Source organism: Erythrobacter sp. 3-20A1M, assembly GCF_018636735.1.
Taxonomy (GTDB): Bacteria; Pseudomonadota; Alphaproteobacteria; order Sphingomonadales; family Sphingomonadaceae; genus Alteriqipengyuania.
On sequence record NZ_CP045200.1, the window covers coordinates 2,449,313 to 2,473,021 of the forward strand.

Genomic DNA, 23,709 nt, shown 5'->3' on the forward strand with positions numbered 1-23,709 from the left:
TGTCACCGCTTATACGAGTTCGAATAGGCCTCGGGCGACCGGCGACGCGACTTGTTGCGATAGGTAGCTCGTAACCTGTTCGCTGGTTAACGGTTCGCTATAGAGATAGCCTTGGAGATGGGTGACGCCCAGCTTGCGCAGCAACTTCTGCTGAGCAATAGTCTCCACACCTTCGGCGACAACGTTCATCGAAAGCTGCTCGCCCAGGCCGACCACGGCGGTGACGATCGCCTTGGCAGCGCGTGAATCCTCGACTTCCCCGATAAACGACTTATCGATCTTGACCTTGTCGAAGGGAAACGTCTGAAAATAACTTAGCGAAGAATAGCCGATCCCGAAATCGTCGATCGAAATTTGAATACCGTTCTGCTTAAGTAGTGCGAGCTGCGAGAAGGCCTCCTCGGCGTTCTGAATGACGAGGTTCTCGGTCACTTCCAGCTGCAGTCGATCAGCCGCCAGGCCCGTGTCCGCCAGCACGGCAAGGACGGTATCGACCAAGCGTCCCGAGAAGAACTGGCGCGGGGAAAGATTCACCGCGATCTTGATATGTTCGGGCCAGCTTTGCGCTTCGCGACAGGCGCGCCGCAATACCTGTTCTCCCAGCATCTCGATAAGGCCGCAGTTTTCCGCCAGCGATATGAACACGTCCGGCGGCACCGGGCCCCGATCGGCTTCGGTCCAGCGCGCGAGCGCTTCGCACCCGATCACCTCACCGGTAGAGGCATCGACGATCGGCTGGAAAGCGACATCGATGGTATCTTCCTCTATGGCCGTGCGCAGATTGGTTTCGAGCTTGCGCCGATCCCGCTCCGCCGCATCCATCGCATCGTCGAAAAAGCATGGTTCGCCTCTGCCATCCTGCTTCGACCGATACATTGCGAGATCTGCATGCTGGCGGAGCGTTTCGAGAGAGTCGCCGTCATCCGGATAGACGACGACCCCGATCGATGCTCCGATATGGGCGGTGATCCCGCCGACGGTGATTGGCGCACTGACCCCGGCCATCAAGCTTTCGGAGATGCAACGGGCACGTTTCCGCAAGGCCTGTCCGGTGAGGACGCATACGAACTCGTCGCCCCCTATCCGTGAAACATGCGTCTCTTCGTCCGCGAGCATGCCGATCCGCTGGCCCACGAGTTTCAATACCTCGTCGCCAACGACGTGGCCGAACTGGTCGTTGACCGATTTGAACCGGTCGAGATCGACATTGAGGATGGCGAAGCGAACTCCGTCCGCAATCAGCTTGTCGACCTGTTCGAGGAAGCTGGCCCGGTTCAACAAACCCGTCAGCGTATCGTACCGTGCAAGCTTTAGGCGTTCCGATTCGGACAGCCGGATTTCGGTTACATCCTCCGACAGTCCGAGAAGATATTGGCCCGGCCGATCCGGACCGTCGACTAGGACGCGCGTGGTCCTGATGTCGACCATGGAGCCATCGTCCCGCTCGAACGTGGACTCCGCCTGCTCCGGCTTGCCGCTGGCAACGGCCCTGGCATCGTTCTGCTTGAAGGCTGCACCGCGGGAAGGGAAGAGCTCGGCGTCGTGCCGGCCGATCATGCTTTCCGCCGATCGTCCGACGAGTTCTTCCGCCTTCTTGTTTAGCAGAAGGTATCGATGTGTCTGCGAATCCTTGACGAAGAGCATCGAGGGGAGGTTCGTCACTACCGCGTCCAGGAACTTCTTGCTGGCGTCACGATCGGCCTGAAGGGCTCTCCTCTTGGTGATATCCCGCACCACCGCTGCATATCCGCCGTGGTCGTCGTCGCCCCAGGCTGCAGGCGAAAGCTCGATCGGAAAGTTCGTGCCGCCCTTCGTCCACGCCTCGAGTTCCACGAACTTGCTCGCCCAATGGGTAGGACCATTGGCGACGGCGGCTTCGACCCTGTCGCTAAGGTCGTCCCGAAACCAATCCGGAATGATCAGAGTGATGTCCTGGCCCAGCGCCTGATCCAAAGGCCAGCCGAACATGCGTTCGGCAGCTTCATTCCAGAAGACGATTTGGGCCGCGCGATTGGTGGCAACAACAGCGTCGGGTGTAGATGCGACCACCTCCGCCGCGATGTCGGCCCGCGAGCGTGCCTTGCGCGCCTCGATCAGTTCCTCGACGATCGATCCGAGTTCCCAGAGAAACTGGAGTTCGGCATCGCCGAAATTGTGATGGGGCCGATCGTCGAGGACGCAAAGGCTGCCGATACAATGGCCGGATTTCAGGAAAAGCGGGACACCGGCGTAAAAGCGGATCCGAGGCTCCGCAACGACGAGCGGATTGTTACAAAATGCCTCGTCTTCGAGGGCGTCGGGAACCACCAGCGGATCACGGCGCGCGACGACCTGATCGCAAAAGGCGATGTCACGGGGCGTTTGGGTGAAATCGATCCCATGGCGGGACTTGAACCACTGCCGGTCCCGGTCGATCAGGCTGACCGCTGCACTGGACACGCCGAGGACCGACGCCGCGACCCTGGTGACCGCATCGAATTCACGCTCGGACTCGGTATCGAGGATCGCAAGATCAGCCAGAGCCGCCAGTCGAGCGCTTTCCTCCAGCGCGGTAGGATGTGCAGATGCGTCCACGCGCCGCGAATAACGAGCAAGTCTTATGAATCGATTTACCGAAGATTTTCCCGGTGCCCGGCCGCGCGAGCCTGCCTTGCTGCCCGCTCGTTCAAGCGATCCGTTGAGAGAGCGAGCCCGCGAAAACGCACTCATGAGTTGCAATACAGGAGATACTATCTCATGAGAGAAAGATGCTCGCGCACCCTTGCGCAACCCTCTCTTCGCCATAAGCGTGAGCGAGAGAACCTTGCGGATGGCATGACGACCGACGCGTCCTGTGCGATCGACGCCTATATTGGAAAGGATGTCCCCGATGAAGCTTACCAACACGACGTTTCTCGTCGCCGCCTCCACCTTCGCGCTCGCTGCCCAACCGGTGCAGGCCGACGAGGGGATGTGGACCTTCGACAATTTCCCGACCGAGCAAGTCAGGGGAGCCTACGGCTGGGCGCCGAACCAACAGTGGCTCGACAAGGTGCAAGCCGCGGCGGTGCGCCTCACCGGGGGCTGCTCGGCCAGCTTCGTTTCAGGTTCGGGCCTGATTCTGACCAACCACCACTGCGTGGCGAGTTGCCTGTTCGACAATTCGAAGCAGGGCAGTGACTATCTCAACGATGGCTACATCGCCGACCGACGCGATCTCGAACTCAAATGTCCGGGCCAGCAGGCGGAAGTGGTTACGAAGATCACCGACGTCACCGGCGACATCACCGGCGCGATCGGATCGCTGACTGGCGAGGCGCTGACCAAGGCGCGCGATGCGAAGATCGCCGCGATCGAGAAGGCGGGGTGCCCCGATACCGATACGACTCGTTGCCAGGTCGTGACGCTGTGCGGCGGCGGGCAGTACAAGCTCTACACCTATCGCAAATATTCCGACGTCCGGCTGGTCTGGTCGCCCGAGGATCGCGCCGCGACATTCGGCGGCGATCCCGACAACTTCAATTTTCCGCGCTATTCTCTCGATGCGAGCTTCCTGCGCGCCTACGAGAACGGCAAGCCGGTCAGCACGCCGCAGCACCTGCAGTGGAATCCGACCGCGCCGGAGGAAGGCGAACTGACCTTCGTCGTCGGCAATCCTGGTTCGACCAGTCGTCTCTACACGCAAAGCCAGCTCGCTTTCGAGCGCGAAGTGCGTCTGCCGATCACGGTCACCACGATGTCCGAACTGCGCGGCCGCCTGATCCGCGGGATGGAAGAGAGCCCCGATCATGCGCGTGAAGGCCTCGACATGCTCAACGGCATCGAGAACAGCCTGAAGGTTTATATCGGCCGGCAGAAGGCGCTGAACGACCCGGCATTCACCGCGACGCTCGCGGCGAAGGAGGACCAGCTCAAGGCGAAGAGCGCGGGTAATGCCGAGATCGGCGATCCGTGGGCGGACGTCGATGACGCGGTGACCGCCTATCGCTCGCTATACCTCCCCTATCGGTTCATTTCGCCGTCGAGCGATCTATACAGCTATGCTCAGGCGCTGGTCATGGCGGCGCAGGAGCGGACGAAGCCCAACGCCGAGCGTCTGCCCGGCTTTACCGACAGCGCGCTGCCGCTGACCCGCAAACAGATCCTCGACGAGAAGCCCGTCTACAACTGGCTCGACCAGCTGTCGCTGGAATGGAGCCTGTCGAAGGCGCGCGAATATCTCGGCGTCGACGATCCCGATTCCAAGCTGCTGCTGGGCAAGGAAAGCCCCGAAGCGCTCGCCACGCGGTTGGTCGAGGGCAGCAAGCTGGCTGACCCAGCCTATCGCCAGCAACTGTGGGACGGCGGCATGGCCGCGATTGAAGCTTCGGATGATCCGATGATCCAGTATGCGCTACGGCTCAACCCGCGCCAGCGCGAGCTGAAGCAGCAGGTGGACGAGGCCTATGTCGGCCCGCTGACGGTCGCGGGTGGTAAGCTCGCCGATGCGCGTTTCGCCGCCTATGGCGACACGCTCTACCCTGACGCCACCTTCACGCTACGCATCAGCTACGGCCAGGTGAAGGGCTGGGTCGAGCGCGGCAACGAGGTGCCGATCGCGACCACGCTGGGCGGGACCTTCGAGCGGGCTACGGGCAGCCCGCCCTTCGACGTCGCACCCGCCTTCGCCGCCAACAAGGCGAAGATCGACATGGACACGACCTACGATTTCGTGACCACCAACGACATCATCGGGGGCAATTCGGGTTCGCCGGTCATCGACAAGGCGGGCACCGTGATCGGCGCGGCGTTCGACGGGAACATCCATTCGCTGGGCGGAAATTACGGCTACGATCCGACGCTCAATCGCACGGTCGTGGTGTCGACCGCCGCAGTGCAGGAAGCGCTCGAGACGATCTACCCGGCACCCGCGCTGGTGAAGGAATTGAAAGCGCGCTGACGGCGCAAGTTACCCGAAGCCTTCGGCCGCGCATGCTGCGGTCGGAGGCCCAGAGGGCGCGTCCTGACGCTGGCGCCCGCTGCGCCATTCGGACTTAGCGACCAGTCGTTATCCGAACGCGGCCAGTGGACCGGGTGCCATCTGGCACCTTTCCCGAGACCTTGTAACATCGCCCTCGGACGGAAAATCTGGAGGGTCTCGATGACGGGCGCGTTATCGCGCTTCCGCTGCCGTGCGGAGCGTATCTATCGTAAAACGCGAGCGATTTTTGCCGCTTCCTGTATCATCGCACTGACCATCGGCCCGGTCGCGGCCCAGGCCAGCCATCTGCAGTGCGTGCCCTATGCGCGCCAGGTCTCCGGCATCCAGATCCACGGCAATGCCCTCACGTGGTGGGGGCAGGCGGAGGGACACTTCCCGCGCGGCGGCGACCCGCAGGTCGGCGCGGTCCTCGCATTTCGTCCGACCGGCGCGATGCCGCTGGGCCATGTGGCGGTCGTCTCCGCCATCCTCGATGATCGGCGCATCCTGCTCGACCATGCGAACTGGTCCGGCCCGAGCGTGATCGACAGCGGGGTGCTCGCGGTCGACGTGTCGGAGGAAGGCGATTGGAGCTCGGTGCGCGTGTGGTACGATCCGATCGACGCGCTCGGCTCGCGCAGCAATCCGACCTTCGGCTTCATCTACAAGGCGGCGCCAGAGCCGGATCCCGTTTTCGTACAATTGTCGGCATCAGGCGGGGGAGAAGAGCTGGCTCTTTACCTGCCGCGGATCGGGATCGATTCAACCGAGGCGGGAAATCCAGCGACAGGTGGGTGAAACGAATGCCATGATCGGCAGCCTATCCACACCGGGTCGCAGATCGGTTCAGAGTCGTTGAGATTGCCATTACGAGCCAGTTCGCGGCGTAACCACTCCCTCTAGAAGCGGTAGGAGAGGCCGGCACCGATCACCCACGGATCGAGCTTGTGCTCCGTCTGTATCGCCAGCGTATCGCCCGCGAACCAGCGGGCCGTCGTATCGATGAAATAGCGCTTGGCGTCGACGCTCAGCCCCAGTCCGCGATCGTTCAGCGGGATGTCGACGCCAACCTGAAGCGCCAGTCCGAATTCGTTCGACAGGTCGAAATCCGTCACCCCCAGCGGGATCGTCGCCGATCCGGGCTTCTCGTCGATGAAGATGAAATAGGCGGGACCCGCCCCGACATAGGGTTTCGCCCCACCCAGATCGAAATGATACTTCGCGGTGACGGTCGCCGGGATCAGCTTCGCGTCGGACACGAACTCGGCCCCCGGCAGCCCGGCTGTGCCGTCGACATCATGCTGGGTCAGGCAGCAGATCGTCTCGATCGAGACGTTGTCGGACACGAAATATTCGATGGCGATGGTCGGAACGACATTGTCGTTCGCCTTCGTCTGCGTGTTCGCGGGCAGGCCCACGATATCGGTTTCGACGTCGGTGATTTTGCCGTCGGGCAGAACCGCGGTCACGAAACCCTTGATCTGGACCGACCCGGCGCGTTCCTGCGCCATCGCGGTTGCCGGTACGACGAGGGTTCCGAGCGCGATCGCGCCCATCAGGACTGACAGTTTCATCTTACTTCTCCGCGATGCAGCGGCCACCTCGTGCGGCCCAGGCTATTGCATCGCTCGCATCCCGATGGGGAAGGCTGCTCCGACGTGCATTGACGCAGATCAATGATGGGCTCGCGCGAACGGGGCATCAGCGGGCCATGCAACGCCTTCTCCAATGCGAAGCCTTTTCTGAGGTCGATCCGTTTGATCGCTTCGCGACCGCCATTCTGCCGCCGAACCTGCCGGACGCGCTGCGTCGCCGGTTCCAGGCCTTAGCGCGCTACACGACGGCTGCGGCCGGGGAGGCGGCCATTGCCGACGACGATGTGGCCCAGATGGTGTTCCTCGCTTCCGGAGCGACGAAGCTCGTGGCGCATGCTTCCCAGGGGCGGGAGCAGGTGGTCGCGTTTCATTTCTCGGGCGACCTCGTGTCCGTCCCTGCGCGGGCCGCCCACGCCTACATGCTGTGTGCTCTGGTGCCGTCCGAATTCGTGACCTTCCCGCTCGACGCATTCCTGAGCCTCGCACGCGGGGAAGCGGCTGTGATGGACGCTGTGCTGGGCCGGGCAATGACAGCTCTGGCCCGTTCCCGCGAGAAGGCGATCACGCTCGGACGAAAGACTGCGCAGGAGCGGGTCGCGAGCTTCCTGGTCGTGATGGCCGAACGGACAGGCAAGAGGGGCGGATCGCCGCACGACAGCGCCTGCATTCTCGACCTTCCCATGTCGCGCCGCGATATCGCCGACAGTCTGGGCCTGACGATCGAGACCATCAGCCGCCAGCTCGGCGAATTGCGCGATGTCGGTCTGATCGAGACGTCCGGGCGCTCGATCGTGCGCCTGCTCGATCTGCCGGGGCTCGACGAACGCGCCGGGCATCTGCCCGCGGCCGCCTGAATTTTTCCGTAATTTGAGCTGGATCAATGAAGCTTGCCGACACGCACCCTAACGCCCCGCGAAACGGACGGAGACTCTAATGCAAGCGGAAGCTGCGCTGGGCCGGGCAGGCCTGTGGTTCGGGATCATGCTGCTGTCGCTGGTCGTCGCGGCGACGGCGGCGGACGGCGGTTTCGCCGTCCACGCGACGATCGTCGGGCTCGTCGCTTTCGTGCTGATGTGGATAACGCGGCGCGCTTCGATCCGCTGGGCCGGGCGCAGGGCTTCTTCAAGATGCCCGTGGGTCCTTCCCGCTATGACGACGATCCGGTCCGCTGGGCGACGCTGGCGACCATGTTCTGGGGCCTCGTCGGGCTGCTGGTAGGCGTCTTCATCGCGCTCCAGCTCTCCTTCCCCCAGCTCAATTTCCAACCCTATCTCAATTTCGGTCGCGTGCGTCCGCTGCATACCAGCGCGGTGATCTTCGCCTTCGGCGGCAACGCGCTCCTCGCGACCAGCTTCTACGTGGTTCAGCGCACCTGCCGCACGCAGCTGGCCTTTCCCGCGCTCGCCCGCTTCGTCTTCTGGGGCTACCAGATGTTCATCGTGCTCGCGGCGACGGGCTATCTGATGGGCGTTACCCAGTCCAAAGAATATGCCGAGCCGGAATGGTATGTCGACCTGTGGCTCACCGTCGTCTGGCTGGCCTATCTCGCGGTATTCGTGGGCACGCTGCTGAAGCGCAGCGAACCGCATATCTACGTCGCCAACTGGTTCTACCTCGCCTTCATCGTGACCGTGGCGATGCTCCATGTGGTCAACAATCTGGCCGTGCCGGTCAGCTTCCTGGGATCACGCAGCTACAGCGCGTTCTCGGGCGTGCAGGACGCGCTGACCCAATGGTGGTACGGCCATAACGCGGTCGGTTTCTTCCTGACTGCAGGCTTCCTGGGCATGATGTACTACTTCGTGCCGAAGCAGGCGGAACGGCCGGTCTACAGCTACCGCCTCTCGATCATCCACTTCTGGTCGCTGATCTTCCTCTACATCTGGGCGGGCCCGCATCACCTGCATTACACCGCGCTGCCCGACTGGGCGCAGACCCTGGGCATGGTGTTTTCGATCATGCTGTGGATGCCCAGCTGGGGCGGGATGATCAACGGGCTGATGACGCTCAACGGCGCGTGGGACAAGGTCCGCACCGATCCGATCATCCGGATGATGGTGATGGCGCTCGCGTTCTACGGCATGAGCACGTTCGAGGGTCCGATGCTCTCTATCAAGAGCGTCAACAGCCTGTCGCACTATACCGACTGGACCATTGGCCACGTGCATTCGGGCGCGCTGGGGTGGAACGGGCTCATCACCTTCGCCTGCGTCTATTTCATGGTTCCGCGTCTGTGGGGACGGGAGCGGCTGTACAGCCTGCGCATGGTCAACTGGCACTTCTGGCTCGCGACGCTGGGGATCGTCTTCTACGCCGCCAGCATGTGGGTGGCAGGCATCACCCAGGGGCTGATGTGGCGCGAATACGGGCCCGACGGCTATCTGGTGAACAGCTTCGCCGACACCGTCGCGGCGGTGCATCCGATGTACGTGATGCGCGCTTTCGGCGGGGCGATGTACCTGACCGGCGCGGTGGTGATGGCATTCAACATCTGGATGACGCTGGCCGGTCGCCTGCGCGACGAAGCGCCCCTGACCGATGCATCATACGATCCGCAGGCCGATCGCCCGATCGTCCCGTCACTTTCCGCGCGCCCGGCGTCCGGTGCCGCCGTTCCCGCCGAATAGGATCATCCAGGCATGACCGATCTCGCCGTCAAGGAAACCGTGAAGGGCCACAAGCGCCTGGAACGCAATATCACGCTGCTGGCTATCGCCACGTTCTTCACCGTCGCCATCGGCGGTATCGTGGAAATCGCCCCGCTGTTCTGGATCGACAACACGATCGAGAAGGTGGAGGGCGTGCGGCCCTATACCCCGCTCGAGCAGGCGGGTCGGGACATCTATATCCGCGAAGGCTGCTACAGCTGCCACAGCCAGATGATCCGTCCGTTCCGCGACGAGGTGGAACGCTACGGGCATTACAGCCTCGCCGCGGAAAGCATGTACGATCACCCGTTCCAGTGGGGCTCCAAACGCACCGGGCCTGACCTGGCGCGCGTGGGCGGGCGCTATTCCGACGAATGGCATGTCCAGCACCTGCGCGAGCCGCAAAGCGTGGTGCCCGAAAGCGTGATGCCGCAATACGGCTTCCTCGCGGAGACCGACCTGCACGTCGCCGATCCGGCCGCGATGCTGACCGCGCTGCGGCGCGTCGGCGTGCCTTATTCCGATCGCGATATCGGCCAGGCGTTGGCCGACATGATGTTGCAAGCCGATCCCGAGGCGGAAGGCGACATGGCCGATTTTCTCGCCCGCTATCCCAAGGCGCAGGCGCGCGATTTCGATGGTGATCCAACGCGCCTGACGGAGATGGATGCGCTGGTCGCCTATCTGCAGATGCTAGGCACGCTCGTCGATTTCGAGAGCGCAGCGGCGCATGAGGAACTGGCGCAGGAGAAGGGCCGGTGAGCTTGTACGACCAGCTGCGGCATCTGGCCGACAGCCACGCTCTCGTCGCGATCGTGGTGGTGTTCCTGATCCTGTGTGCCTGGCCGTTCCGCCCCGGCGCCGGCAAGCACAACCGCGCGGCCGCGAAATCCATTTTCGAGGATGAGAACGATGGCGAATAAGCGCATTGACGAGCCGACCGGCACTCCGACCGTCGGGCATGAGTGGGACGGTATCGAAGAGCTCGATACCCCGCTGCCGCGCTGGTGGCTGTGGACGTTCTATCTCACCATCATCTTCGCGATCGGCTACGTCATCGCCTTTCCCGCGTGGCCGATGCTGGACCGGGCGACTTCCGGCCTGCTCGGCTGGTCGAGCCGGGGGCAGCTGGCCGAGCAGGTCGACCTCGCCCAAGTGGCACAGCAGGGCATGCGCGACACACTGGCCCGCACCCCGATCGAACGCTTGCCGGATGACAGCGCGCTGATGGCGCAGGCCGTGGCCGGGGGACGCGCTGCCTTCGCCGTCAACTGCAGCCAATGCCACGGCTCAGGCGCGGCAGGCAGCCAACGGCTCGGCTATCCCAATCTGAACGACGACGACTGGCTGTGGGGTGGCGACCTGAAGGCAATCGAATACACGATCTTCAACGGTATCAGGCAGCCTGGCCATCCCGATACGAGAAGCAGCGTCATGCCCGCGTTCGAGGGTGCCTTCGAACCGCAGCAGCTGGAAGCGCTCGTGTCCCACGTGCTCTCGCTCAGCGGCAAGGGGCGCTCGACCAACCTGGGTGCGCAGACCTTCGCCGACAATTGCGCGGCGTGTCACGGCAACCAAGGCCAGGGCAATCGGGAAGTCGGTGCGCCGCGCCTCAACGATGCGATCTGGCTGCGTGGGGGCACCCCGGAGGACATTCGCAGGCAGGTCCTTCAGCCGCGCATGGGTGCGATGCCCGCCTGGGGCGATCGGCTCGATCCGGTGACGATCAAGATGCTGGCAGCCTATGTCCACTCGCTCGGGGGAGGCGAAGACTTCGTAGAGGTCGCCAAGGACCCCGAGGTAGAGGTCGATGAGCAACCCTGAAGAACCGCATCCACATGATGGCCGAGCGCGATCGGCGGTCATCGAGCGGGGCGTGGCGAAAACAAACCGGCCGGTAAGCAGCGCCGTCGCGGCGCCGGGCGCGGCCACGAAGCGGCACGAACCGGGCGAGCCCGATCGCGCCCACCTGCGCGAAAAGCTCTACGAACCGCGCAAGCAGGTCCACAACAAGAGGATCGACGGGCCGTTCAGGCGCTTCAAGTGGTTCGTCATGCTGGTGACGCTCGGCATCTACTACGTCACTCCCTGGCTGCGCTGGGACCGCGGGCCGTACGCACCCGACCAGGCGGTGCTGGTCGATGTCGCCCACCGCCGCTTCTACATGTTCTCGATCGAGATATGGCCGCACGAATTCTACTTCGTCGCCGGTCTGTTGATCATGGCCGGGGTGGGGCTGTTCCTGGTCACCAGCGCGGTCGGCCGGGCCTGGTGCGGTTATGCCTGTCCGCAGACGGTATGGACCGACCTGTTCCAGCACATCGACCGGTTTATCGATGGCGACCGCAATGCTCGCGCGCGCCTGGACGCCGCGCCCTGGCGCTGGAGCAAGGTGCTCCGGCGCGCCTTCAAATGGACGATCTACGCCGCGATCGGATTCGTCACGGGCGGTGCATGGATCCTCTATTTCGCCGATGCGCCGACGCTGTTTCGGGAGTTCTTCGCCGGGGAGGCGGCCCCGGTCGCCTATATCACCGTCGCGATCCTGACCCTGACAACGGTGACGCTGGGCGGCTTCATGCGTGAGCAGGTGTGCATCTACATGTGCCCGTGGCCGCGTATCCAGAGCGCGATGCTCGACGAGAAATCGTTGATGGTCACCTACAAGGACTGGCGCGGCGAACCGCGCGGCAGCGTGAAGAAGGCGCGCCGCGATCCGGAGCATTTCGGCGACTGTATCGACTGCATGCAATGCGTGCAGGTCTGCCCCACCGGGATCGACATTCGCGAGGGGCCGCAGATCGGCTGCATCACCTGCGCGCTGTGCATCGATGCCTGCGACAAGGTAATGGCCGAGGTCGGCCGTCCCCGCGGCCTGATCGATTATGCCACGCTGGAGGATTGCGAACGCGAAGCGAAGGGCGAAACGCCCCGGTCGCCCTGGCGCACCCTCTTTCGCCCGCGAACGATCGTCTATTTCCTCGTCTGGGGTGGGATCGGGGTCGCGCTGCTGTTCGCGCTAGGCACGCGCAGCCGCACCGAACTGACGGTCTCGCCCGATCGCAACCCGCCCTACATGCTGATGAGCGACGGGTCGGTGCGCAATGCGTTCACGCTCAACCTGCGCAACATGCAGAGCCGCCCGCGCCAGATGGAGATCGCGGTGGAAGGTCTGCGGGATGCCACGATGTGGTCTAGCACGGTCGGTCGCGCCGATGCCGCGCCCACGCAGGTCGTGACGGTCCCCGCCGACCAGACGCGCAGCGTGCGCGCCTATATTGCCGTGCCGCCGGGCACGCCGGCGCAGGATTTCACCTTCCGCATCACCGCGCAGGACGAGGAGGGCGAAAGCGACAGCGTGAAAACCCGCCTGTCCGCACCAGAGGACGCCCCATGACCCGCCGTACCAGACGCAAATTCAGCGGGCGCGACATGGCGATGATCCTTGTTGGCGGCTTCGCCGTGGTCTTCGCGGTTAATTTCACCATGGCCGCCCTTGCCACGCGCGGCTTCGGCGGCGTGGTGGTCGAGAACTCCTACGTTGCGAGCCAGAACTTCAACGGCTGGTTGGACGCCGAACGCGCGCAGGAGCAGCTTGGCTGGTCGGTCGATATACACCGAGCCAAAGACGGGAGACTGATGATCGAAACCGTTGGCGCGCCGCAAGCCGCCGATGTGTCTGCCCATCTGCGGCATCCGTTGGGGCAGAAGGACGAGGTCGATCTGACCTTCCAGGCTAGCGGGAAGGACCGCTACCGCTCCGACCAGCCTATGCCGGCGGGACGCTGGATCGCCCGCGTCACGATCGTTTCGGGCAGCAATCGCTGGGTCGGCGAGCAACACGTCGAATGAACGCGGCGGTCGCCATTGAACCCGCCTTGGGCGAGCGCATGCTCGACACGCGCCTGACTGTACCGGGCATCAAGTGTGCCGGATGCATCGGCAAGATCGAGCGTGGCCTGTCCGCGTTCGAGGGGGTGGAAGCCGCGCGAGTCAACTTCTCTGCCAAGCGCGTGGCGGTGCACCATGTGCCATCCGTGACGCGGGGCGCGCTCGTTGGCGAACTGCGCCGCCTGGGCTTCGACGCGCAGCCGGTGGAGGCCAACCCGCTGGCGCAGGACGATGCCGAGGGCAGGGCGCTCCTGCGAGCGCTGGCCGTCGCCGGTTTCGGCATGATGAACATCATGCTGCTGTCGGTCAGCGTCTGGTCCGGCGCGGGCGGGGCGACGCGCGAACTGTTCCACTGGCTCTCGGCGCTGATCGCCCTTCCGGTCATCGCGTATGCGGGCCGACCGTTCTTCGCATCGGCGGCGATGGCGCTACGCCATCGGCGGACCAATATGGACGTTCCGATCTCCATCGGCGTCCTGCTGGCGACAGGTCTGAGCCTGTACGAGACATTGTCCGGTGGGCAACACGCCTATTTCGACAGCGCAGTAATGCTGCTGTTCTTCCTGCTGGCGGGCCGCGCGCTCGACGCCACGATGCGCAACCGCACGCGCGCCGGGATAGGGGCGCTGCTGGGGCGGATGGGGCGCGAAGCCGGGGTGGTACAGGCCGACGGATCAATCGTGCGCGTCGCTGCGGACCAGCTTGCGCCCGGGATGCTGATGGTCGTCGCGGCGGGGGAGGCGCTGGCGGCGGACGGCGTGCTGGAAGACGGCAGGGGCTCGATCGACAACTCCATGCTCACCGGCGAAAGCAATCCCGAACGGATCGGGCGCGGCGATCTGGTCCATGCCGGTGCCATCAATCTGCTCGATCCGATCCGGGTGCGCATCTCGGCGACCGGAAGCGACACGGCCATTGCGGAAATCGCCCGGCTGATGGACGAAGCGGGCCAGTCTCGCAGCCGCTATGTCCGTATCGCAGATCGCGCCGCGCGTCTCTATGCGCCCGCCGTCCATTCGCTGGCGGCGCTTGCCTTCGTCGGCTGGACGATCGCGGGAGCGGGCTGGCACCAGTCACTAGTCATTGCGATCGCCGTCCTCATCATCACCTGTCCGTGCGCGATGGGGCTGGCAGTCCCCGCGGCCCAGGTGGTCGCCTCCGGCGCTTTGATCCGCAAAGGGCTGCTGGTGAAAGACGGCAGCGCGCTGGAACGGCTGGCCGAGGTCGACACCGTCATTTTCGACAAGACCGGCACGCTGACCCTGGGCGAATTGCGCGCCGATATCGCCAATCTCGATCCGCGCGAACGCGCCGTCGCGCTGGGCCTGGCGCAGGAGAGTCGACATCCCCTCAGCGTAGGATTGGCGAGGTCGCTTGCTGCGCATGGGGTCGTCCCTGCCCGGATCGACGACGTCGCGGAGGCCGGGGGCGTGGGCATCACCGGCCATTGCGAGGGCCTGCCGGTCGCTCTCGAACGGCCATCCGAAACGGATCGCGCAAACGGTGAAACGCCCAGTGTCTCCTTGCGGATCGGCGATCGCAGCCGCCTGATCGCCTTCGCAGACCGGCTGCGGCCCGACGCGAAAGTGACTGTCGCCGCGTTTGCGACGCTCGGGCTGGAAGCGTCGGTCCTGTCAGGGGACGGACCGGCGGCAGTAGCGCGCGCAAGCGCGCAACTTGGCATTGCGGGGAAGGGCGGGGTCGATCCGGCGGGCAAGCTCGCCGCACTGGAGGCACTGAAGCGCGCCGGACGTAATCCGCTGATGGTGGGCGACGGACTGAATGACGGTCCCGCGCTGGCCGCCGCACATGCATCCATCGCGCCGGGCACCGCGAGCGATGCGAGCCAGCAGGCGGCGGATGCGGTGTTCGTGGGCGAGAATCTGATGCCGGTCGCGCTCGCGGTGCGTGTCGCGCGGGCGACGATGCGGATCGTGAGGCAGAACTTCGGGTTCGCGATCGGTTACAACACGCTCGCCATCCCGCTCGCGCTCGCTGGGCTCGTGACTCCGCTGATCGCGGCAGTCGCCATGTCGGCAAGCTCGCTGGTGGTGGTCGGAAACTCGCTGCGGCTGGCCCGCGCTGCGCGGAAGCCCATCGTATGAGTGTGCTGGCCTATCTCATCCCTATCGCGCTGCTGATGGGCGGGGGCGGCCTCGCCACGTTCTTCTGGGCGATGCGCGATGGCCAGTTCGAGGATCTGGACGGCGCGGCCAACCGCATCCTGATCGACGACGACGACGATGATGACCGGCAGGAGCGAGACGAATGAACGGCAATTTGCTTCTCGCGCTGACAGCCTTGCTGCCCCTCGCGCTCGGCACCAGCCCCGCCAGTGGAGACACGATGTCCGTGACCATCTGTTCGGGAACCGAGAGCCGGACCCTCGAAGTCCCGATCCCGGGTAAGCCGCCGACAATACCCGGCCATTGTGCGGCCAAGGCGTGCCACGCTGGCTGCAACCGCAAGGAATTTGATCCAACGCAATGACGGCGCGGTCGGATCGGCCGAAAGCGTCCGCATGTGGCATTATCATCCAGACCTGCTGGCGGCACCCGTTCCGCGGTACACCAGCTTTCCTACCGCCGCCGAGTTCGGCGCGCTTCAGCCCGCCGATCATCGCAAGGCGATCGAGGCCGTGTCGGGCGATGTCTCGCTCTACGTCCATATCCCCTTCTGCGAGAAGATCTGTTTCTACTGCGGGTGCAACACAGGTGCAGCCGGTCGCCAGGCGCGGCTCCAGTCCTATCTCGATGCGCTGCATCGTGAGATAGAGACCGTGGCGGGCTTGCTGCCGTCCGGCACCAAGGTCAGACGCCTGTCTTTCGGAGGTGGCAGCCCGAATGCGCTGGCACCGGCAGAATTCACCCGCCTCGTCGATAAGCTGACCGCCCGGTTTGCCCTTACCAATCCCATCTTCTCCATCGAACTCGATCCGCGCAGCATGTCGGACGAATGGGCCGCGGTGATCCAGGCCGTCGGGATTGAGCGGGCCAGCCTCGGCGTGCAGACCTTCGCCGCGCATTGCCAGCAGGCGATCGGCCGGGTGCAGGGAGAGGATCTGATCCTGCGCACGGTCGACCAGCTGCGCGATGCGGGCGTTACCTCGCTCAATTTCGACCTCATGTACGGCCTGCCCGATCAGACGCGCGACGACCTGACCGACACGCTGCACCGCACGCGGGTGTTGGGGGCCGATCGGGTGTCGCTGTTCGGCTATGCGCATGTTCCACACCTAGTCCCGCGCCAGAAGGTGATCGACGGCGAACGCCTGCCCGATCAGGAAGAGCGGTTCGCGATGGCCTCGCTAGGCTATGCCTACCTGTGTACGCATGGCTACACGCCGGTCGGCTTCGACCATTTCGCGAAGCCCGGAGGGGACCCGCTGGCCCATGCAGCGCTCGGGGGCGGGCTGCACCGCAATTTCCAAGGTTTCACCGACGACGATGCACCCAACCTGATCGGGCTGGGCGCGTCAGCGATCAGTTCCTTTCCCGATCTTCATGTGCAGAACGAGAAGAACGCCGGGCGCTACCGCATGCGTGCTTCGCAGGGGGCTCTGGCGACCGCGAACGGGGTCAGGCGCACCGCTCAGGATCGCTATCGCGGCGCAGTCATCGAACGGCTGCTGTGCCACGGTCACGCCCGGATCGGCGCGTGCTTGCTGGCGGAGGTTCATCCGCGCCTCGCCCCCTTCATCGAACGCGGCCTCGCCAGTGTGGACGAGGGATGGCTCACCATCCTGCCGGACGGCCTGCCCTATGCCCGTACTATCGCCGCGTTGTTCGATCCCTATCGACAGGATTCGCAGCGTCGTTTCAGCTCGGCTGTCTGAGGGCCAGATGCTCGATACGGCCGAAACGGGTGCGGTAAGGATGGTGCGAAGGGCGTAATCCTGCAATGGTCGACCGGCATTGCTGCGGCGAAACGGAGATCGACCATGCGCATACTCACGAGCCTGTCCGCTCTGGCCATCGCATTTTCGGCAACGTCCGCTACCGCTGCGCCCCCGGAGGATGGGGACGATGTCGCTGTGGTGCGCACCGATACGGGCGCGGTTCGGGGCATGGTCGAGGACGGTATCGTCAGCTGGAAAGGCATCCCCTTCGCCGCGCCTCCGGTCGGGCCGCTGCGGTGGCGCGCCCCGCAGCCCACCGATCCGTGGGACGATGTGCGCGATGCCACGCGCTACGCCAGCGACTGCATGCAGAAGCCGTTTTCGAGCGATGCGGCTCCGCTGGGAACGCAGCCGGCCGAGGATTGCCTCTACGCCAACATATGGCGCCCGACGGCCGCGCCTGTGAAACTGCCGGTGATCGTGTGGATCTATGGTGGCGGTTTCGTGAATGGCGGATCTTCGCCGCCCACCTATTCCGGCGCGCCGCTCGCGGCGAAAGGCGCGGTGGTGGTCAGCTTCAATTACCGCGTCGGCCGGTTCGGCACCTTCGCACATCCTGCGCTGACCATGGCCGATGCGGACGACGGTCTGCTGGGCAATTACGGTTATATGGACCAGCTTGCCGCCTTGCGCTGGGTCCGGCGCAATATCGCTGCGTTCGGGGGCGATCCCGAAAACGTCACGATCATGGGCGAATCGGCGGGTGGCATGTCGGTTCATACTCTCGTGACCTCCCCGATGGCGCAGGGTCTGTTCGACAAGGCAATCGTCATGTCGGGTGGCGACGGGCACGGGATGGGCGAAAGCGACCTCGCGACCACCGAAGCGATCGGATTGCGCTTCGCTCAGGGGAAGGGGATTGCACCCGAAGATCCCGATGCGCTGGCGAAGCTGCGGGGGCTTTCGGCGGAGCAGGTCACCGACGGGCTGAACCTCGCCACCATGTTCGAGGCGCGGTCGGGCAACGCGCGCACATTCGCCAGCCCCTTCGTCGATGGCAAGTTGGCGGTCGATCCCGCCGCCGCCTATCGCAGCGGAAACTTCGCGCATGTCCCGGTGATGATCGGGGCGACCAGTGCGGACATAGGCGGCCCCACCGGCACCATGGTCGCGGGCGCGCATCGCATCGCGGGCGAGCTAGCAGCCCAGGATGTGCCGGTATGGCAGTATCGCTTCTCCTATGTCGCGCAATCGGTCGGCTCCGAGGGCGCGCAGCACGCGAGCGATATCCCGTACTTCTTCGACACGGCGGGGATCAAGTACGGCGCACAGACCATTGATCGCGATCTGGCGATTGCCGACGTGATGAGCAGCTATGTCGTGGATTTCGCCAAGACCGGCAACCCGAACGGCTACGACCTGCCGCAATGGCCCCGCTATGACAGCGGGTCGGACATGATCATGGACTTCTCGGAGGCGGGCAAGGCCGAACCGCAGGTCGATCCGCTCGGGGACCAGCTCGACGCCACCCACGGTAGCTAACGTACGTCCTGGCGGTTCGGCGTGGGCCGGCGGAGGTTCTGAGCCGCTTCTGCCGTCAGCTAGGGTTACGTGATGCGTCACTCATGCCGCAGGGCATCGATCGGATCGAGTTTGGATGCTCGCGCGGCGGGGTAGTATCCGAATGCGATCCCCATGAAGGCCGAGAAGAGAAAGCTTGCGACATTGATAACCGGATCGAAGACGAACGGTACGTCGATCACGCCGGAAAGACTCCACGATAGCAGAAGTGCTAGGCCGATCCCGACGAGCCCGCCGAAACAGCAGAGCACCACCGCCTCGGTCAGAAACTGCATCCGCACCTCGCGCGAGAGAGCGCCGATGGCGAGCCGGATGCCGATCTCGCGGGTCCGCTCGGTCACCGACACCAGCATGATGTTCATGATGCCGATCCCGCCCACCAGCAGGCTGATCCCAGCGATCACGGCCACCATCGCGGTCAGCGCGCCGGTGGCGCTGCCGACAGCTTCATTGACCTGAGCGGTGTCGATAATGTTGAAATCGTTGTTCGCGCCTTCCTGCAGCAGGCGGCGTTCCCGCAACAGCGCGATCAGCGAATCCTGGATCGAGAAACTGGAATAGGCCGCGTCGTACTTCACGACGAAATAGTGCAGGTCGTTGCTACCGGTGAAGCGTCGCTGCACCGTTTTCAGCGGCATCATGACCGTATTGTCCTGATCCTGGTTGGGACCGCCGCCTTCACCGCGTTCCTTGAGCACACCGACGACCGTGCACGAGATCTGGTTGACCCGCATCTCCTCCCCCAGAGGGCTGGTGCCCGCGACGAAGATCGCGCCGAGAACCTTCGCGCCGATGAGGCACACGTCCTTGCCGGACGCCATCTCCTCGTTCGTGAACATGCGCCCCTCGGTGACGTCGATGGATTGCGCCCGCAGGAAATCATTGTCCACGCCCTGCACGGTGGTGGCCCAGTCCTGCCCGTTGTGGATAGCGGTGGCATTGGTCGACACGCTGCCCGCCGCCTCGCGAACGCCGCCGATCTGGCGGGCGACCGCGTCGACATCCTGCTGCTTGAAAGGCCGTGGCGCATCCCGGTCGCCCTTCGTGGGAAATACGATGAATACGTTGGAGCCGAGCGAGGAAATCTGGTCCTGGACCGATGCCGTTACTCCCTTGCCCAGGGTGACCATGGTGATGACCGCCGCCACGCCGATGATGATCCCAAGCGTCGTCAAAAACGAGCGCAGAAGATGGCGGCGGATCTCGCGGAAGGCGAGGAGCAGAGTGGCGCCGAACATGCCGAGCATCAGGCGTGCTCCATGGGTTGCGGGCGGTGATTGCGGTCGATCCGCTCGACCAGGCCATCGCGGAAATGGACGATGGTCCGCGCATATTCCGCCATTTCGGGTTCGTGCGTGACCAACAGGATGGTGATCCCCGCGGCGTTGAGGCGGGTGAGCAGTTCCATGATTTCGATCGAACGCTCGGTATCGAGGTTTCCGGTCGGCTCGTCCGCAAGCAGCACATCGGGTTCGGTCACCAGCGCCCGGGCGATCGCCACCCGCTGTTGCTGTCCGCCCGAAAGCTCGGCCGGAGTGTGGTCCGCCCATGGAACGAGGCCGACCTGATCCAGGGCATGCAGCGCAGCTTCCCGGCGAACCGCACGCTTTTCCCCGCGATAGAGCAGCGGAAGCTCCACATTTTCGATCGCCGTAGTCCGGGCCAGAAGGTTGAACCCCTGGAAGACGAAACCGAGATAGCGCCGCCGCAGCAGGCTGCGCTGGTCGCGGGTGAGCGCCTGGACCTCGACCCCGCGGAAGCGGAAAACGCCGCTGGTCGGTATGTCGAGGCAACCGAGGATGTTCATGGTCGTGGACTTGCCCGACCCCGAGGGGCCCATGACCGCGACGAAGTCGCCGCGGTCGATCGACAGGTCGATGCCCTTCAACGCCTGGAATGCGGCTTCACCGGTTCCGAAGGTCTTCGTAATGCCTTGCAGCTCGATCAGCGCCTGGTCTTCCGGGGTAGGGCTGTCGCTCACTGACCTTCGGCCTTCTTCCCCGTCACGACCTTCATTCCGGGCTTCAGTTCCTTCGAAGTCACCACTGTCAGTCTGCCATCGCTCTGGCCGGTAACGACTTCGATCGGCTTTAACGTACCGTCCGCTTGCGCCACGTAGACGCGCTGGCGGCTTCCGATCCCGATCGAGGCCTGCTGATCTGCCTCGGTCAGGCCGATTTCCGGGTTGAGAACGCCGCCGCCCTGCTTCTCCTGAGCATCCGGCTGGAACCGCAGGGCCGCGTTGGGCACGAGCATCCGCTTGCCGGTGCTCTGGGTGGCGATGGTGGCGGTCGCGGTCATGCCGGGGCGCAGCAGCCCGTTCGGGTTGTCGACCGACAAGCGCGCCTCGTAATCGACCACCGAGGACGTCGCACCCGCGGCACTCGCCTGCTGGCTGGCGGTGGCTGCGGTATTGGTCGAGGCCTGATCCACGCGCTCCACACGGGCGGGAAAGCGTCGGCCGGGATAGGCGTCGACGGTGAACGTGGCTTTCTGCCCTTCGCGCACCTGCCCGACATCGGCCTCGTCGATATTGACGCGCAGCTGCATGGCGGAAAGGTCCTCGGCGATGATGAAAAGCGTCGGCGTGCTGAAACTGGCCGCGACGGTCTGTCCCGGCTCGACCTGTCGCGCCAGGACGACGCCGGAGACGGGGGAGCGAATGACCGCCCGGCCGCGGTTGGTCTGAGCGGTAGAGAGCTGCGCCTGCGTCGCCTGCACATTGGCCGTCGCCGCGGCAACGGCGGCGCGATCGCGCGCGACCGACGCTTCCGCCTGCTCGAGCTCGACCTTCGACGGAACCTTGCCACCCGAAATCTTGTAGACGTTCTGCAACCGCGCAAGTTGGGCGGTGTCGACATTCAGCGTCGCCCGGGCCTGCGTCACTTGCGCGGTCGCGGCGTTGAGGTTGGCACGGGCCTGCGCGATCTGATCGTCGATCACGTCGGTGTTGATCTGCGCCAGCACCTGGCCGCGTGCGACCCGATCATTGACGTCAACGAAGATCCGGTCGATCCGACCCGACACTTCCGATCCTACTTCCACCTGGTTGGTTGGACGCAAATTGCCCGTCGCGGTCACCGTCAGGTCGAGCGATCGGTCGACCACCGGTTCGGTAATGTAGTTCGGCGTGTCGCTCCCGCGCGAGCAGGTCGCGACGGCGAGGACGAGCGCCAGCACGATCACGCCCGGCAGCCAGAATTTCATCCAGCGCCGCCAGCGTGGCCGCGGCTTGGTGCCCAGGAAATCGTCGATCGAACCGGCGCTGCGGTCGGTGGTGGCCTCGCTCACGGCTGTGTGTCCTCGCCTATAGAAGTAGTCTGTCCGATCGGTCGCGTCGGGTCCCAGCCGCCGCCCGCTGCCTGTTCGAGCGCGACGAACGCATTGGCCCGCTCCGCCTCGGCGGCGGCGAGCGCATTGCGCGCGCTCAACAGCTGGCTTTCCGCCGTCAGCAAGGTCTGGAAGTCGATCAGCCCGGCCTGGTACTGGCTACGCGCCAGGAGGGCGGCATTGCTCGCCGCGTCGCGCGCGATGGCAAGCTCAGCGACCCGCTGGCGCGCCTTGGAGAGCGCGATATTGGCGTTCTCGACATCGGTCAGGGCCTGCAGGATGGTTTGCTGCCAAGCGGCGAGCGATCCCGCCGCGACGGCGCGCGCACTGTCGATCTGCGCCCTGGTCCGGCCGCCGTCGAAAATCAGCTGGCTTACACCCGCAAACAGGCTGCCGGTGATGGTATCGAACAGGGCGGAAAGGCCGAAGGAACCGGAACCCACATTCCCGCTCAGGCGAACGAGGGGGAGCAATTGCGCGCGCGCGATGTCGATGCGCGCGGTGTCGGCAAGCAGGAACGCCTCCGCTTGCCGCACGTCCGGGCGCTGGCGCAAGACTTCGGCGGGTAGGGCCAGGCCGACCGAGCCCGGCGGTTGCGGTATGGTAGGGGTGGCTTCCTCGAGCTCTGCCCGCACCGGGCCAGGCGCTTCGCCGAGCAGCGTCGAGATCGTGTTCGCGGCCTGGGCGAGATCGCGTTCCAGCGCCGGGATTGACGCCGCCGTCTGTGCCCGTTGCGCGCGCGCCTGTTCGACATCGAGACTGGAAACCAGCCCCGCCTGAAGCCGCCATTGCGCGATCTGCAGGTTGTCGTCCTGAATCGCCAAAGTCTCGCGCGCGATCGCCAATTGCGTCGCCAGCGTGCGTGCCGATATCGTGGTCTGCGCGACCTGGCCCACGATCAGGCGTTGCAGGTCGGCCAATCCGTATCCCGCCGCGGCCAGTTCCGCCCGCGAGGCGGCCACGTCGTTGGAAATGCGCCCGAACAGGTCGATCTCCCATTGGGCGTCGGCGCCGACCGAGAACCGGGGATCGGTATCGACGAAAGAGCCGAAATTTCGCTGCACTCCTGCCGTGCCGCTGATCTGGGGCAAGTAGCTGGCGCGGCTCGCCCGCACTCCGGCGCGCGCGATCGCGACGCGCGACGCGGCCTGCGCAAGGTCGCGATTGTTCTCCAGCGCCAGGGCGACGAAGCGGTCGAGCAGCGGATCGTCCAGCGCCGTCCAGTAGGATACCGGGTCGAGAGCGACCGAAGGCGCAGGATCGCTCCACCGTTCGGGCACAGCGATACCGGCGTCCGGGGTGGCAAGCTGGCCGGACGTGCTGCACGCCGCGAGCGCAAGCGCCAGGGCGCCTGTCCCTAACCCTTTAAAATGAAACAACCCGACCCCCACCTCTGCCGTCACGCGATACTGACCAAGGTGCGCGACTTTGCAAGAAGATATTTACCATCCGAAGGCGGGGCCAAGGTTTCCCTGTCAATTCCCGCGATAGGGAGAGTTCGCTGGCTGGCGGACGTTAGGCGTTAGGGCCGAGAATCATTTCGACGCGAACAAGCAGTTCCTGCGGGATGAACGGCTTGGTCAGATATTCGGCGGCACCCGACTTGATCGCGGCAACGATATCGCTTTCCCCCCGTCGGGCGGTGAGCATCAGGACGGGGATGCCACGCGTTTCGGGATCGGCCTTCATCGTGCTCAGCACTTCCGGTCCGGAGACGATCGGCATCATCGAATCCAGCACCACCAGGTCCGGCATTTCCGCTGTGATCTTCTCCAGCGCCTCTTCGCCGTTCTCGGCGACGATGACCTTGTGTCCGCCCCCTTCGAGGCGGAACCGCACCAACTCGACCAGGATGGGGTCGTCGTCGGCAATGAGGATTCTAGCCAT

The 23,709-nt window shown here is 64.6% G+C and carries 21 protein-coding genes; 14 read left to right on the top strand and 7 right to left on the bottom strand.

What is annotated here, in order from left to right:
- Window positions 1-9: 9 nt before the first annotated feature.
- Window positions 10-2,574: an EAL domain-containing protein gene (locus F7D01_RS12000; protein WP_251566806.1), complete on the bottom strand. Its 2,565-nt coding sequence runs from the start codon at window positions 2,572-2,574 to the stop codon at window positions 10-12.
- Window positions 2,575-2,869: 295 nt separating this feature from the next.
- Here F7D01_RS12000 and F7D01_RS12005 point away from each other — a divergent pair, with 295 nt between their 5' ends.
- Window positions 2,870-4,918, top strand: coding sequence for a S46 family peptidase (locus F7D01_RS12005; RefSeq protein ID WP_215227769.1), 2,049 nt, complete (start codon window positions 2,870-2,872; stop codon window positions 4,916-4,918).
- A 201-nt stretch (window positions 4,919-5,119) separates the two neighbouring features.
- The gene (locus F7D01_RS12010; protein WP_215227770.1) at window positions 5,120-5,737 is read left to right on the top strand and encodes a CHAP domain-containing protein; all 618 of its coding nucleotides are present in this window, start codon (window positions 5,120-5,122) and stop codon (window positions 5,735-5,737) included.
- 101 nt (window positions 5,738-5,838) lie between these two features.
- Here the strand turns inward: F7D01_RS12010 and F7D01_RS12015 are convergent, their stop codons facing one another.
- A complete protein-coding gene (locus F7D01_RS12015) occupies window positions 5,839-6,513 on the bottom strand; it encodes an OmpW family protein (RefSeq protein WP_215227771.1) in 675 nt (224 codons plus the stop codon).
- Between the two features lie 137 nt (window positions 6,514-6,650).
- Between F7D01_RS12015 and F7D01_RS12020 the strand changes: the two genes are divergently transcribed.
- The 12 genes from F7D01_RS12020 (at window position 6,651) to F7D01_RS12075 (ending at window position 18,453) form a co-directional block, all read left to right on the top strand.
- Window positions 6,651-7,388, top strand: coding sequence for a helix-turn-helix domain-containing protein (locus tag F7D01_RS12020; protein ID WP_215227772.1), 738 nt, complete (start codon window positions 6,651-6,653; stop codon window positions 7,386-7,388).
- A gap of 273 nt (window positions 7,389-7,661) precedes the next feature.
- On the top strand, window positions 7,662-9,161 hold the full coding sequence (gene ccoN / locus F7D01_RS12025; RefSeq protein WP_371819724.1) for a cytochrome-c oxidase, cbb3-type subunit I: 1,500 nt from the start codon (window positions 7,662-7,664) through the stop codon (window positions 9,159-9,161).
- A gap of 12 nt (window positions 9,162-9,173) precedes the next feature.
- Window positions 9,174-9,944, top strand: coding sequence for a cytochrome-c oxidase, cbb3-type subunit II (gene ccoO, locus F7D01_RS12030; RefSeq protein WP_215227773.1), 771 nt, complete (start codon window positions 9,174-9,176; stop codon window positions 9,942-9,944).
- The gene (locus tag F7D01_RS12035; protein WP_215227774.1) at window positions 9,941-10,105 is read left to right on the top strand and encodes a cbb3-type cytochrome c oxidase subunit 3; all 165 of its coding nucleotides are present in this window, start codon (window positions 9,941-9,943) and stop codon (window positions 10,103-10,105) included. Before ccoO ends, F7D01_RS12035 begins: the two co-directional genes overlap by 4 nt.
- Entirely contained in the window at window positions 10,095-11,006 is a 912-nt protein-coding gene (ccoP, locus tag F7D01_RS12040) for a cytochrome-c oxidase, cbb3-type subunit III (protein ID WP_215227775.1), read from the top strand. Before F7D01_RS12035 ends, ccoP begins: the two co-directional genes overlap by 11 nt.
- Window positions 10,993-12,579: a cytochrome c oxidase accessory protein CcoG gene (gene ccoG / locus F7D01_RS12045; protein WP_215227776.1), complete on the top strand. Its 1,587-nt coding sequence runs from the start codon at window positions 10,993-10,995 to the stop codon at window positions 12,577-12,579. The genes ccoP and ccoG overlap by 14 nt, the downstream gene beginning before the upstream one ends.
- Window positions 12,576-13,034 (top strand): FixH family protein, encoded by a 459-nt coding sequence (locus F7D01_RS12050; RefSeq protein WP_215227777.1) that lies wholly within the window; start codon window positions 12,576-12,578, stop codon window positions 13,032-13,034. The genes ccoG and F7D01_RS12050 overlap by 4 nt, the downstream gene beginning before the upstream one ends.
- A complete protein-coding gene (locus tag F7D01_RS12055; protein WP_215227778.1) occupies window positions 13,031-15,178 on the top strand; it encodes a heavy metal translocating P-type ATPase in 2,148 nt (715 codons plus the stop codon). Before F7D01_RS12050 ends, F7D01_RS12055 begins: the two co-directional genes overlap by 4 nt.
- Entirely contained in the window at window positions 15,175-15,345 is a 171-nt protein-coding gene (ccoS, locus tag F7D01_RS12060; RefSeq protein WP_215227779.1) for a cbb3-type cytochrome oxidase assembly protein CcoS, read from the top strand. The genes F7D01_RS12055 and ccoS overlap by 4 nt, the downstream gene beginning before the upstream one ends.
- Complete coding sequence (locus F7D01_RS12065; protein ID WP_215227780.1) at window positions 15,342-15,563, top strand: hypothetical protein; 222 nt, start codon at window positions 15,342-15,344, stop codon at window positions 15,561-15,563. The genes ccoS and F7D01_RS12065 overlap by 4 nt, the downstream gene beginning before the upstream one ends.
- A gap of 31 nt (window positions 15,564-15,594) precedes the next feature.
- Window positions 15,595-16,908: an oxygen-independent coproporphyrinogen III oxidase gene (hemN, locus tag F7D01_RS12070; protein ID WP_215229798.1), complete on the top strand. Its 1,314-nt coding sequence runs from the start codon at window positions 15,595-15,597 to the stop codon at window positions 16,906-16,908.
- 105 nt (window positions 16,909-17,013) lie between these two features.
- On the top strand, window positions 17,014-18,453 hold the full coding sequence (locus F7D01_RS12075) for a carboxylesterase/lipase family protein (RefSeq protein WP_215227781.1): 1,440 nt from the start codon (window positions 17,014-17,016) through the stop codon (window positions 18,451-18,453).
- A gap of 77 nt (window positions 18,454-18,530) precedes the next feature.
- Here F7D01_RS12075 and F7D01_RS12080 read toward each other — a convergent pair whose 3' ends face one another.
- The 5 genes from F7D01_RS12080 to F7D01_RS12100 all read right to left on the bottom strand — a co-directional run bounded on the left by F7D01_RS12080 (window position 18,531) and on the right by F7D01_RS12100 (window position 23,709).
- Entirely contained in the window at window positions 18,531-19,730 is a 1,200-nt protein-coding gene (locus F7D01_RS12080) for an ABC transporter permease (RefSeq protein ID WP_215229799.1), read from the bottom strand.
- Window positions 19,731-19,738: 8 nt separating this feature from the next.
- Window positions 19,739-20,473, bottom strand: coding sequence for an ABC transporter ATP-binding protein (locus tag F7D01_RS12085; protein ID WP_215227782.1), 735 nt, complete (start codon window positions 20,471-20,473; stop codon window positions 19,739-19,741).
- Window positions 20,470-21,783 (bottom strand): efflux RND transporter periplasmic adaptor subunit, encoded by a 1,314-nt coding sequence (locus F7D01_RS12090; RefSeq protein ID WP_251566808.1) that lies wholly within the window; start codon window positions 21,781-21,783, stop codon window positions 20,470-20,472. The genes F7D01_RS12085 and F7D01_RS12090 overlap by 4 nt, the downstream gene beginning before the upstream one ends.
- A complete protein-coding gene (locus F7D01_RS12095) occupies window positions 21,780-23,225 on the bottom strand; it encodes an efflux transporter outer membrane subunit (protein ID WP_371819604.1) in 1,446 nt (481 codons plus the stop codon). Before F7D01_RS12095 ends, F7D01_RS12090 begins: the two co-directional genes overlap by 4 nt.
- Before the next feature lie 112 nt (window positions 23,226-23,337).
- Window positions 23,338-23,709 (bottom strand): response regulator transcription factor, encoded by a 372-nt coding sequence (locus tag F7D01_RS12100; protein ID WP_215227783.1) that lies wholly within the window; start codon window positions 23,707-23,709, stop codon window positions 23,338-23,340.

What these genes read in the sequence shown, in the direction of transcription:
- F7D01_RS12065 (WP_215227780.1), top strand. Translation starts at nt 15,342, where the DNA reads ATGAACGGCAATTTGCTTCTCGCGCTGACAGCCTTGCTGCCCCTCGCG.
- ccoS (WP_215227779.1), top strand. Translation starts at nt 15,175, where the DNA reads ATGAGTGTGCTGGCCTATCTCATCCCTATCGCGCTGCTGATGGGCGGG.
- ccoG (WP_215227776.1), top strand. Translation starts at nt 10,993, where the DNA reads ATGAGCAACCCTGAAGAACCGCATCCACATGATGGCCGAGCGCGATCG.
- F7D01_RS12080 (WP_215229799.1), bottom strand. Translation starts at nt 19,730, where the DNA reads ATGTTCGGCGCCACTCTGCTCCTCGCCTTCCGCGAGATCCGCCGCCAT.
- F7D01_RS12050 (WP_215227777.1), top strand. Translation starts at nt 12,576, where the DNA reads ATGACCCGCCGTACCAGACGCAAATTCAGCGGGCGCGACATGGCGATG.
- F7D01_RS12015 (WP_215227771.1), bottom strand. Translation starts at nt 6,513, where the DNA reads ATGAAACTGTCAGTCCTGATGGGCGCGATCGCGCTCGGAACCCTCGTC.
- F7D01_RS12055 (WP_215227778.1), top strand. Translation starts at nt 13,031, where the DNA reads ATGAACGCGGCGGTCGCCATTGAACCCGCCTTGGGCGAGCGCATGCTC.
- ccoP (WP_215227775.1), top strand. Translation starts at nt 10,095, where the DNA reads ATGGCGAATAAGCGCATTGACGAGCCGACCGGCACTCCGACCGTCGGG.
- F7D01_RS12020 (WP_215227772.1), top strand. Translation starts at nt 6,651, where the DNA reads ATGCAACGCCTTCTCCAATGCGAAGCCTTTTCTGAGGTCGATCCGTTT.
- hemN (WP_215229798.1), top strand. Translation starts at nt 15,595, where the DNA reads ATGTGGCATTATCATCCAGACCTGCTGGCGGCACCCGTTCCGCGGTAC.
- F7D01_RS12100 (WP_215227783.1), bottom strand. Translation starts at nt 23,709, where the DNA reads ATGGCTAGAATCCTCATTGCCGACGACGACCCCATCCTGGTCGAGTTG.
- F7D01_RS12075 (WP_215227781.1), top strand. Translation starts at nt 17,014, where the DNA reads ATGCGCATACTCACGAGCCTGTCCGCTCTGGCCATCGCATTTTCGGCA.
- F7D01_RS12010 (WP_215227770.1), top strand. Translation starts at nt 5,120, where the DNA reads ATGACGGGCGCGTTATCGCGCTTCCGCTGCCGTGCGGAGCGTATCTAT.
- ccoO (WP_215227773.1), top strand. Translation starts at nt 9,174, where the DNA reads ATGACCGATCTCGCCGTCAAGGAAACCGTGAAGGGCCACAAGCGCCTG.
- F7D01_RS12005 (WP_215227769.1), top strand. Translation starts at nt 2,870, where the DNA reads ATGAAGCTTACCAACACGACGTTTCTCGTCGCCGCCTCCACCTTCGCG.
- ccoN (WP_371819724.1), top strand. Translation starts at nt 7,662, where the DNA reads ATGCCCGTGGGTCCTTCCCGCTATGACGACGATCCGGTCCGCTGGGCG.